This is a genomic window from Streptomyces sp. NBC_01478 (assembly GCF_036227225.1).
In the GTDB taxonomy this organism is placed as follows: Bacteria; Actinomycetota; Actinomycetes; order Streptomycetales; family Streptomycetaceae; genus Streptomyces.
Map to the genome: position 1 here is coordinate 8,713,715 of NZ_CP109444.1, position 12,433 is coordinate 8,726,147.

General features: G+C 71.9%; 1 protein-coding gene (only partly in view). It reads left to right on the forward strand.

The genetic code is table 11. The features are described 5' to 3' along the window. A protein-coding gene (locus OG223_RS39400) for a hypothetical protein (RefSeq protein ID WP_329259432.1) crosses the window boundary here: on the forward strand, positions 1-12,433 show its start. Its footprint extends 33,056 nt past the window's final position; the window shows 12,433 of its 45,489 coding nt (coding positions 1-12,433); it begins with the start codon at positions 1-3; its stop codon lies off the right edge, out of view.

Here is a 12,433-nt window from a genome sequence, read left to right on the forward strand (position 1 = left end):
ATGACCATCCACGCGACGCCCCAGCTGAACAACCTCCTGTTCGTGCTCATCGGCGAGAAGTTCCTCCAGGCCGACGAGGACATGGCCTACGCCAACGGCAAGCCGTACGAGCGGCTGGGCCGGCGTATGCGTGACCTCTCGGACCTGATCGAGCAGACCGCCGGTGGGGTCGGGCGCGCGCTGCCGCCGCAGGTCGGGAACAACTATGTGCGGGCGATGCACATGTTCCTCGACACCGACGGCGTCAACTACCTGAAGGAGTTCGCCGACCAGCTCGACGGCATCGGGCAGTCCCGCACCAAGTCCTCCATGGACATCATGGAGTCCAAGTGGCAGATCATCGCCGAACTGGTGCGGCTGCTCATCGAGTTGATGATCATTGCGGTGCTGTCCGCCTTCACGGGCGGCTCCGCCTCCAGTCAGGCCGCGGTGGCGAAGGCCCGCAGCCGGGTCGCCATTCTCACGGTGATGGACTGGCTGCTGAAGAAGACGCATCTGCTGCCGAGCCTCACCGAGGCGATCGAAGAGGCGTTCACCACCTTCGCGGTACGGCTGGCCATGATGCTGGGCGCGCCCAAGGGCCGCCGCCCCAACGGCTTCGACTGGTCGCAGATCGTCCAGGACGGTGTCTTCGGCGCCTTCACCGGCCTGTTCCACGGCCTGCTCAACGACGTCGGCAAGTACCTGAAGAAGAACCTCAAGAACATCTTCAACGGCCATAACCCGTTCAAGGACGTCAGCGGCAACGGGACGAAGTTCAACAACCACAAGTTCGACAACCCCGACGTCAACACCAAGCCGAACCCGAAGCCGAACCCGACGCCGAACCCGAAGACCACGCCCACCCCGACCCCGACCCCGCACGTCACGCCGACTCCGACCCCGACGCCCACACCGAAGCCGAAGAGCTTCGGCGACAAGGTGAAGCACGAACTCGGCGAGGACTTCGAGCACTTCGTCACCGAGGGCGGCGCGGAGATGCTCGGCGAGATCGCCACGGCGTCCATCTACGGCTTCCCCATCGACCCCCTGAACACCTTCCTCGGCGGCGGGCTCAGCTCGGTCAGCGAACGCCATCTCGGCCAGGGCGCGAGCGAGTTGGGCGGCAAGTTCAACTTCAACGCCCCGGCGCCGGTGAACACCCTGGGCACCGCGAACATCCCGGACGAGTCCGACTCCGACTCCGGCTCCTCGAAGAACAACTCGTCGTCGAACTCGTCCACCACCGTCGACAGCCCGACGACCACGACGGGCCCCGGCTCCGTCAACACGACCTCGAACAACGGCAGTTCCTCGACGGTCAACACCCCCCAACGCACCTCCACGACCACCCCGCCGCCCCGGTCCACCGACCTCGACACGGAGGTCACCGACATCGACACCCACCTCGACGAGGTGAAGGTCGACGGGGGAGACCTGCAGAGCAACCTGCCGCACGGGACGACGACCACGTCCGGTGGAGGCGGTTCGCCGTCCAGCACGCCTACGAGGACACCGGAACAGGTCGTCGACACGGGCGGTACCGACGAGGCGCAGGAGACCGGTCAGCAGGGCGACACCAGTCAGCAGGGCGACACCACGGACACCTCGACTCCGGTGTCCTCGACGGACGTTCCGGTCGCGCCGGTCGCGAGTGGGCCCAACAGCAGCGTCGTGCCGCCGAGTACGGGCACGAACACGACCGGGTCCGGTGTCCCCACCCAGAGCGGTACGAACTCGGGTAACCCGGCGTCCGGTTCCGGTACGCCCTCGAACTCCGGTGGCAACCCGCGTACGACGACATCGGGGCGCCCGGAGAACACGACCTCCGACGGCAACGGCAGCACCACCAGCACCGACGGCACGGACACCACGCACAGCACCGATACCTCCCCGAACTCCGATTCGGGCGTCGACAGCAACACCGGCACGGACACGGACACGAACGCCGGTACGGACACGAACGCCGGTACGGACACGAATGCCGGCACCGATCCCGCCCCCCTCCCGAGCAACACCCACACCGGCTCCGACCTCCCCACGCCCGTCACCACCACCAGCAACAACGCGCCGCCCACGACCAGTTCGGCACCGGACAGTGATCCCGCGCCGGAGACGGTCCCGTCGGCGCACTCCGGTACCGGCACCCCGGCGCCGGAACCCGTGCACACCTCCTCGGAGCTCTCGTCCGACCCGGTACCGGACAACACGCCCACGCCCACCCCCGCCCCGGCGCCCGTGGTCCTCACTCCCTCCGTGAACCCCAACACCGCCCCGGAACCCGGCAGTTACGCGGACGCGCGGGCCGGAGCGACGCCCTCGGAGCGGAGTCACACCTGGGTCGACCCGGTCTCCCGGCCGCTCGGGGCGGACGGTACGCGGACCCAGTACGTCGTGCGGGCCGGTTTCGCCGTGCGGCGGTTCAGTCACGACGGTGAGCCCGTCACCGATCTCACCGTCACCTACCGGCTCACCGGCAACCCGGGTCTGGGGCCACAGGTCGACGGCGTCCAGCAGCGGCTGACCGACGGTGTGCAGCGGGTGTTCAACACCCCGGGCCACCGACTGGGGGACGGGAGCCGACTGCACGTCACCGTCGTGCCGGCCGCGCCCGGTGAGACGGCGCACCTCGACGTCACGCTCACCGACCCGGCGGACGAGAGCCCGGCCACCCACCACTCGTGGCCCGCCGACATCTCCGACTCCGACCTGGCCCACGAGGTCGGCCACCAGCTCGGACTGCGCGACGAGAGCGGCTTCGACTCGGCCGCCCCGCACCGCGGCGGTACGGCCAGCCTCATGGGCGACCCGACGCTGTTCACGCCCGCGTCGGACCCGGCGTACCCGTCCGGCGGGCTGCGGCCCCGTCACCTCGCGCTGATCGGGACCCTGGTCGGCGACCCCGCCGACGACCCCCGGAGCACCGGCACCGGTCCGCGCGGACCGGTCAAGGGCGCGCCGGGCGCGGACCCGCCCGCCCCGGTCAAGCCCACCACCGACGCGGCCGACACCGCACCGACCCCGGTGGCCACCACGTCCACCACGTCCACGCTCCCGACGCACACCGTTCCGGCGGAGACGGTGACGGAGACGGTGCCGGAGACCGAGACCGTCCCCGCGGTCCCGCCGGTCCCGGACATCACCCTGACCACCCCGGAGGGCGACACCACCACGCCGACCGAGGTGGTGCCCGGCGGTGGACGCCGTCCCTCCTACCTCGGTGGTTACGGACAGCGGCACGACGGCCAGATGGGCCTCGTGCAGATGGAACCGTTCTCGCCGGACCTGGTCGACGGGCTGCACCACCAGGTGCTCAACGCGCTCGGCAGGCGCGATCCGCGGCCGGGCGACCCGGTGCTCGCGCAACTGCGGGACGTGCTGTCGGAGCAGCAGTTGACGCAGCACATGCCGTATTTGCGCAGCCTCGGCGGCCACCGCATCACCGTGACGGTCGACGGTGTCAGCCGGCAGGTGGACGTACGGCTGACGCTCGGCGACAGGCGGCCGTCGGTACGGCAGGGGTCGCTCGACCCGAGCGATCCCGACAAGCACGTGGAGCGGCGCGGGTACGGCACCCGGGAGATCGTCTCCTCGCAGCCGTCCGGCACGTTCTCGACGCTTCCGGTGCCGTGGACCGGTACTTTCCCGATCGCGACGGAGGGCCCGGTCCGCGGGGTGGAGGTCGCGCTGGCCGCGACCATCACCCACAACCAGGCGGGCGGCTCGACCACCGTCACCCAGGTCGTGCAGACCACCAGCGCCCAGCGCAGCAACGAGCCGTCCCGCGCCTACGACTTCACCGACAACTGGCAGGTGCGCGTGGACGCGCCGGCCCCGGACACCACCGTAGGGAACACAACAGACGCCACGGACACGGCGGTTGTCGTCGCGGCCCCCGATCCCGCGCACGACTGGGGGCAGGCCGAGCAGCACGGGTCGGTCACCGTGTGGTTCCCGCAGCACCTCGTGGACGCCGACTCCGATCCCGGGCAGGGCCTGCCCACCCCCGCCGACGTCAAGACGCTGCCGATCTACGGCGTCGACTCGGTGCTGAACCCGCGGCGGCTGTACGAGGGTGCCGCGGAGCACTTCCGGGACGACCTGGACACCACGTCGTCGGCTCAACTCGCGGAATTCCTCGACGAGTCGATCCTGCGGGGCACCCTGCCGATGCAGGTCGAGGGCGGGCTGTACTCGCCGGTGCTCACCGACGCGCGCGGACGTACCGTCGGCATGATGCGGCTGGACGCGGAGGTTACCCGCAACACCCCGGTGGCCAAGAGCCTCGACAAGAAGATCAACCTCGAAAGCCATGTCGTCAACACGGTCAAGAACGACCAGAACACGTCGTTCAGCAGCGGGGTGAACCTCAGCGGCAGCGTCGGCCCGTCCCTCACGAGCGACCATGACGCGGGCCACCCGAACGCCTCCCACGGCATCGGCGGCACCGTCAACGGCAAGGTAACCACCGGTCTCGCGGCGCAGAACGCGTTCGGCACCAGCGCCCAGGCGGGCACCATGCACGCGGTGCGCACCAACCGCAGTCACCTGCTGACCGAGGCGGACGTCTCCTACACCCTCACCCTGATCCGGCCCGACGGCTCCACCTACGCCTATGCGCCCGGGACGTGGACCCACGCTCTCGACATGCGGGTACTCAGCGCCGAGGACGCGGCGGGACACCCGCCGACCGAGGACGAGATCCGCGCGCTGCCGCACGAGCTGGCCACGCTGGAGTCGATCGGGCAGTCCACCGCGCCGCTCGGGGTGGACCAGGACAACGCGAAGCCGCTGTTCGACGACGCGGAGACCTGGCTGCGGGACCAGGGCTTCCTGCCCCCGCCGGAGGGCGCCCCGCGCCGGAGCCGGCTGCCCGACGAGGCGCTGGTGCAGGCCCAGTTGAACAATCTGCGCCGGCTGGAGGAGCTGCGTTCCCCGCTCGGGCTGCGCGCGGCGACGGACTCCATGGTGGACGGCGGCCACTCGCTGTTCCTCGAGATCCCCGGGGTGACGGGGCGGCGCCGGGTACGACTGGAACTGGGCGCGCAGCACGACCCGAGCCGGGATGTGGAGCACCGCACGGTGCTGCCCGACGTCCAGGTCATGGGCCTGGCGGCGACATCGGCCGGCGGCACCGGCCGGCTCGGCAACACCTACGGCCTGGGCGGCGGGGTCGGCGCCGGGATCACCGGGCCCACCCCGCACGGGGGCGCGTGGACCCTGAGCGGCACCGGCGACTACCAGTACGTCGGCCAGGCCACGCTCGGCAACACCACCGGCACCACGCACGGCCACGACCAGTTCTTCATCGGCAGCGGGCAGGACACCCACGAGTTCGCGGTACCGGCCCGCCTCACGCTCGACCTGTACGAGGGTTCCGGCCAGGAACCGGCGCGCCGGTTCGGCGAGGTGCAGCCGCCGCGCGCCGAGGGCGATGTGGAGGCCGGTGTCCAGCCCCCCGGCGTGCGGGGTGTCGCCGGGATGATCCGGCTGGCCGTACCGCACGGGCGGACCCTGGAGACCGCGGAGGCCGCACCGGCCGGTGAGCCGTACACCGTACGGCGCCCGACGCCGCAGGACACGCAGCGGCTGGCCATGACGGACGCGCAAGGTGTGCCGCAGCAGGGCGTGGTCCGCGTCCCGGACGACGCGCTGATCGACGTGGTGCGCGGTTCGGCGGCGCTCGAGGACGCCTTCCGGCGGATCGTCACCGGCGTCGGTGCCGACGCCAACCCCAACGCCAATGCCAACGCCGGCAATGGCAACAACGCCGGTGTCGATCCGGCCGCCCGTCCCGGGCCGGTCTCCCGGCTGGTGGATGGCGTCACCGGGTTCCTGAGCAGTTCGCTGGTGGGCAGTCCGGCCGCCGACACCACCACGGTCGGCGCCGAGTCCCGTATCACCGCGCTCTCGCCCGGCTCGCTGATCGGCCGGGGGCACCAGATGTTCAGCGGCACCTACGTGGTGGAGGGACTCACGCTGCCCGGGCTCGGTGCCGACGGCCAGCTCGCCATCGAGATCGAGGCCGTCGCCCACACGCCCCGGCTGACGCAGAGCGTGAACCAGTACCTGGAGACCGGCATCTCCACCACCGACTCCGCGCAGCAGCTCAAGGGCCTCAGCAAGACGCACCAGTTCGGCCTCGGCGGCTCGGCGACCCAGAACAACCCGCCGAGCCCCACACCGGTGAACGGGCAGCCCGCCGCCCCGGCCCCCACACCGTCCCGCTTCAACCCGTCCGGGCGCTACCAGTACGACAGCAAGACCGACCGGCCCGACACCCTCAGCAGCAGCACCGCCACCAACCGGACGCCCACCCAGTCGGGCCTCCAGCACCGGATCACCGCCGACGTCACCTACCTGATCCGCGTACGGTCCGGACACCGCAACGTGCTCGCCAACACCTTCGGGTTCGGTCCCGGCGAGGACATCACGCTCGCCGTGGACGTGCCGCGCGGGCTCCAGTTCCTGATGACGGAGAGTCAACTGCGGCGCGACGGGCGGTGGATGGGCGCCTTCAACCCCGCCCTGCCCGCCCCGTCGACGACCGGCCTGACGCGACCGACACTGCCCAGCCGCTACGTCCACGACGGCACCCTCGGCCTGGCCACGGTCAACTCGGTCACCGAGTTCTCCGACCCGGGAGCGGGCCCGCAGCCGAACCGGGGGACCGAGCAGCGCGCCCGACTCCACAGAGAGACACGGGAGTTGGTGGAGCGGTACGCCCCCGGCGTGACCACCCCCGGCCACGCCTCCTATCTGCCCGGTGTCGCCGCGCTGATCGCCGACAACACCGGAGTCGCCGGCAAGCGGGCACTGATCGGGCGCGGCAACGGACAGGCCAGGTTCAGCTTCCGGCACCACCGGTTCGCCGGCGCGGCGCTGGTCGAGGTGACGTTCTCGGCACGCCCCACGACCACCCCCGAGGGCCGGGGCGCCGTGCTGGGCACCGCGGTGCCGGGCGACAAGTCCGGTATCGAGCAGTCGGGTTCGCACACGGCGGAGGGCCGCTCGTTCTCCTCCCCGGTGAACCGGCAGCACCGTTTCACCGGCAACCCGACGGCCCGTTTCAGCCGCCCCGACGCCGACGACCGCACCGACCGGCTCGGCCCCTCCGGCCATCTGGTCCGCTCGACCGGCAAGTCCGCCAGGCAGGGCCGCACCGCCGAGGACCGGTACTGGCTGCGCACCGACAGCGCCGCCGACTTCGACAACCTGGACTACGAACTGGTCGCCACGGTCCGCGTCACGATGGTCACCGACTGGCCGCCCAACGTGCTGGGCGCCCTGGTGCAGCGCGGAATCCTCGCCTGGGACGACGCCGACGCGCCGACCCGCTCCTGGCTCAGCCGCACGCTCTCCGGCGAACTCGGCGGCCAGGTCCGGGTACCGGCCCGGGTGAGCCTGCGCTTCACCGGCAGCGAGACCGACCGCCCCGCGCCGCCCCCGCCCCCGCCGCCCTCGCTGTCCCGGGTCGACCCCCGCCAACTGCCCGCCGCGCAGCCCGCGTTGCGGGACGCGGACCTGTTTCACCCGACCGGCAACGTCCCGGTCTACGGCTTCGACGCCTGGAGCGAGCTCTACACCGCCCTCGACCAGGTGGCCCCCGGCACCGGCAGCGGTTGGCGCTCCCAGCCTGCCTCGACCTCAGACGAGAACGCGTCGGTGCGGCTCGGCGAACTCATCCAGGCGGGCACGCTGTCGCTGGACAACCCCCGCCAGGTCGGCGGCATGCTGTCGGGGATGCCCGGCGCGTACCCGCTGCGGAACGCCCCGGACCAACGGCCCACCCTCACCGTCTCGTTGTACCGGCCCACGGTGGTCAGCGACGGCGGCGACATCGCCATCGACCGGCTGCGGATCAGCTCGCGCAACAGCAGCACGGTCTCCGGCGGCGACACCACCACCGGGCTGTCGCTGCCGTTCGTCATGAGCGCCGACGACCCCGACCGCAACCTCCTCGGCGCGACCCCGCCGGTGATCCAACGGCCGGTGGACGCCAGCGGCTTCGGCAGCGGAGTCTCCGGCGGGCGCCGCGACTGGCTCAAGACCGGCAGCACCAGCCTGCCCGCCGACGGCCGCGGCACCCGCAGCTACGAGGTCCGGGCCGACGTGCACATCGAGGTCTCCGGCCCCGACGGCGTACGCCATGTCACCGGCACCGCCACGATCCGCATCGAGGAGCGCGACGCCCTCGGCCACGGCATCACCGACCCCCGTCCGGTACCCCAGGTCTACGACCTCCCGGCCGTGCTCACCGCGGGCACCGCCAACACACCGCAGGACTGGGCGGCGACCCCGTTGCGGGACGTACGGACCGCCCTGGAAGAGGGCGTCGACCGCTCGGACAAGGGCTTCCAGTTCTGGGTGGCCACCGGCCCCGACCCGGACGGCTCCCGCCTGACCCTGGCCCTGTACACAGCCTCGCGGGCGGCCCGGGACAACGGGCGCCCGGTGGAACTGGTCACCCGGGGTCCGGAGGGCCTGCGCATCTGGTCCTTCGACCCGGACGGCAAGCTGACGGCACCGCCGGCGGCGGGCACGGACAACGCGGCGCCCGGCACGGGTGGTTCGGTACCGGGCTCCACCACCGGTGTCCCCGCCCTGGACCAGGCATGGACGGCCTTCGAGGACGCCGCCGCCGCGTTCGACCGGGCCCACGGCGATCACGACAGGGCGCTCGCGGACGAAGGCGTGCAGCGGGACCTGCGGCACGACGCGGAGAGCACCCTGAACGAGGCGGCAACCGAGCTGAGGGACGCGGCCGACGAGGCCACCCGGACCGACACGGCCGCCACCACCGCCGAGCAGAACGCGGACCAGGCCGAACAGAAACTCCGTGACCTCACCGACCGCACGAAGGCCCTGGTCGGAGGGATCAGCCGGGCCCGCCTCACGATCGGCTCGCTCACCGACGCCGTCTCCGCGGGCCAGCGCGCGGAGATACAGCTCAACGCCCAGCTCAAGACCGCCCGACGGAACCTCACCGAACTCACCGCCCGCGCCGCCGCCCCTTCGACGACAAGCCCCTCCGGCTCCGGCGCCCCGGCGAACGCCCCGACGCCGGGCGGCCCGGTCGACACGGACGGCACGGACGGCACGGACGGCACCTCGGATCCGCAGAACACCCAGAACATCCAGAACGTCCAGAACACCCAGAACACGCCTGGCTCCCCGTCCGATCCGGCCGCGGCACCCGCCCCCACATCCGCCGACGACACCGCGCCCACCCCCGCCGCAGACCCCCGTCTCGCCCAGCAGATCGGCGAAGTCACCGCCGAGGTCGCCGAGTTGGACGCCAAGCTCACCGCGGCGCGGGACGGGCTGGAGCGGGACCGTGCCACGCTCGACGACACCAAGGCCGGCCTGGAGCGTGACGAGGCGGCCCTGGGGGAGGCGCGGGCGCAGCTCCCCGGCGCCCGGGACGCGGTCGGCCCCCTGCGTGCGGCCGCCGGCACGGCCCGCGGGCAGGCCCGGGCCGCGGCGCTCGACCACGACGACGCACGCGAGACCCACGAGCAGGCGGAGCAACTGCTCCGCGACATCGACGCCCGGATCGACAACGCCGTCGGCAGGCGCATCGACGCCGTGGCCCGCCGGGCGGCGGCGGAGACCCAACTGCCGGGCACGACCGGCCGGGTGCTGGCCGCCGGCCCCTCGACGCTGCCCACATCACACTCGACGCTGGCCTCCATCGCCCCGCGCTGGCCGGGTTCGGGCCGCCCCCGCACGGCGGGCCCCTCCACCGGCAACACACCGGGCCCCGACGACGGGGCCACCTCCACGGGCGGCGACTCCACCACCGGGAACGGGAACTCGGGGGGCGGCAACCCTTCGGACGCGACCACGGACGCGACCACGTCCGACACGACGTCCCTCGTCCCGCCGAAGGACACCCCGTCGAAGGACACCCCGCCGAAGGACACCCCGTCGACGGGTGGCGCCGACACCACGGGCGGGAACCAGGGCAGCACGTCCGGCGACCACGGCACGACCTCCGGCCAGGACAAGCAGAACGACAGCGACAGCGCGTTCGACGCCCTGGTCGGCAACACCACCACGTCCGGGAACCTCGGCGTCAACTCGGGTGAGGGCAGCGGCAGTACGTCCGCCGACCCGCACGGCGCACCGGCGCACACGGACGCGGCCACCCCCACCCCGGACGAAGCCGAGTCCAAGGCCAAGACCGATGCCAAGGGCAAGGGCAAGGCCCAGGACGACGCCGACCTGACGGCACCCCACCGCACGGCGTCCCAGCCCGAGCCCTTCCAGGTGCGGGCGCCACGAGGCCGTTCGATCCCGACCCTCGGCGACGGCCGGTGCATGCTCTACGCGTTCATCGGCACCGACCCGGAGCGGGTCCGCGACCGGCTGCCCGGACTGCGTACCGAGGCTCCGCAGACCTACGCCTGGCTCGGCGACCCGGCCCAAGTCCGCGCCGGGCTGGCCGAGTTCACCCGGTGGAACGCCGGGGCCAACACCCGGATGCCCCAGGCCGGCCGCCATCTGATGGTCGCCGCCGACCGCCTGCGCACCCTCGCCGACAACCGACTGCGCACCGCGCGCAGCGACCGCCCGCTGCCGCACGAGGTGGTGGGCCAGGTACGGCAGACGCTCGCGGGATGGTTCGAGAACCGTACGGCGGCCATGAACCGGCCCCAACTCCTGGCGACCCTCGACGAGTACGGCATCGCGGGGGTGACGGAGCCGGAGCAGTTGGACGATCTCTCGACCCGTTACACCGTGGCGCGGACCGGGAACGGCGAGACCGTCCCGGCGGGGACGGGCGTCCGGGACATGTTCGCGTATCTGCGGGACACCGGCCAACTGCCCACGCTGACCGACCTGTCCGACGACCAGCTCCGCACGGTGCTCGGCCACGGATACACCGTCAGCACCGCCCAGTTCACCGACACCGAACTGCGCCACGCGCGCCGCGCCGTCCGGAACTGGGCAGTGGTGTACAGCCGCGACGAGGGCGAGTTGTTCCTCCCGCTGTTGGCGGACACCCTGGACGTGGCCGTGGACGTACTGGTGCCGAACCCGACGACCGGCCTCGGCAGCGTCACCCGCGTCGGCTCACACGCGGCCACCCGGGTCCTGGAGGTCCACTACACGAGGCGCCCGGACCACTACAGCGCCACCGACGCCGGCCCCCTCGTCGAGGACCCGACGGCCATCACCCCGCCGAACGCTCCCCGGGGTCCCGAGGACGCCAACAGCGTTCAGCCGGACGGCCGTTACCGTCCCGCGCCCACCCGCGACGCGGACGAGGACCGTCCCGCGACTCAGGTCACCGACCCCGCTCCGAAGGACACGTGGTTCGGTCTGCGCCCGCATGCCCGTCCCGCTGTCCACAGCACGGAGCGGTTCGATCCGCACGCGGACCAGTCCGACGCGCCCCGCCCGGGCGTCCTGAGCGGTGCGACGACGCTCATCCGTACGCAGGTCCGTCGTATTCAGGCGCCGAACGGTCAGTGGGTCCGGGACTACACGCTCAACCTCCCGGTCACCACCACGAACCCGGATCTCACCCAGCAGCTCAACTCGCGCATCACCGGCCTGCTGGACGCGCACATCAACTCCGGCCTGGGGCTACCGAGTTCAGGGGACCAGCTCCACGTCACCCTCAACCTGATCGACGCCCCGGCCCACCCTGAAGCCATCACCCTTACCAGCACGTCCGACCCGGCCCGTGCTGACCAACTCCACCTGGACACGGGCCACTCGGACGCGGACCTCCTCCACGAAGTCCTGCACTACCTGGGTCTGCCGGACGAACAGCGCGACAACGACTTCCTGTTGCGGAACCACTCCAACAGCACCACGGTCCGCACGACCGGTCTCATGGCCGACACCCAGAGCCCGGTCCACATCCCGCGCCGTTACCTCCGCACGATCGAGAACGTCACCTCCGCAGGCCCCCAACTCCACGACCACGCGCACCAAGACGAGACGACGCCGGCCCAGAACCCCGACACCACCCCCATCCCCGCGGACGGCACCCTCACCTGGCCGGCCTCGCAGGCTCCGACCGCGCTTCCGCCCGCGCGGGGCCAGTTCCAGTCGTCCTATGTGGCCTCCTATGGCGCGCTTCCGGACGGCACGGTCGGGCTGGTTTATGCGGAGCCCTTCTCCGACGAGGTGATCGACGGGCTGCACGGTCAGGTCTACGGGGCGCTCGGATTCCGTCGTGACAACGCGCCCGAGTCGGTGCGCGAGCAGGTGCGGGATGTGTTGAGCCGGGAGAGCCTCGCGCTTCAACTGCCGTATCTGCGCTCGAACGGCGGTCACCGGATCACCGTCCGGGTCAACGGCCGTGATCGCACGGTCGACGTTCAGTTGACGCTTTCCGAGGCGCGAACGTCGTTGCGGCAGGGCCGTTTTGACACGCGGGATGCGGACAAGCATGTCGAGCGGCGTGGGTTCGGTACGCGGGAGAATTTCTCCAGTC